Origin of the sequence: Prevotella sp. CAG:592 (assembly GCF_000436015.1) — a bacterium.
Lineage (GTDB): Bacteria > Bacteroidota > Bacteroidia > Bacteroidales > Bacteroidaceae > Prevotella > Prevotella pectinovora.
The window spans coordinates 11,169-11,387 of record NZ_FR892582.1 but is presented as its reverse complement, the minus strand read 5'-3'; the positions used below and the strand labels follow the sequence as shown (position 1 = coordinate 11,387).

The 219-nt window shown below is 47.9% G+C and carries 1 protein-coding gene; it reads right to left on the bottom strand.

Features of this window, described 5'->3' with window-relative positions:
• On the bottom strand, positions 1 to 89 hold an 89-nt coding region (locus QVO99_RS06425), incomplete at its 3' end, for a chorismate synthase (protein WP_288177013.1).
• Between the last annotated feature and the right edge of the window lie 130 nt (positions 90 to 219).

Genomic DNA, 219 nt, shown 5'->3' with positions numbered 1-219 from the left:
GGCAGACCGTCTACCACTCCTCCCACGGCTTCTCCATGGCTCTCCCCGAAAGTCGTAAGTGTGAATATGTTGCCGAAAGTGTTACGCATGTGTCTGGTGATTTGTTTCCAAACGGTCATCAAGGTGTCATCCCAAAACGATGTGATATTCTACAACTGCTTATAGTATTCCTGATGACCGTCTGGGGGTATTGTCAAATCCTTCTGATTAGTGGCAGCC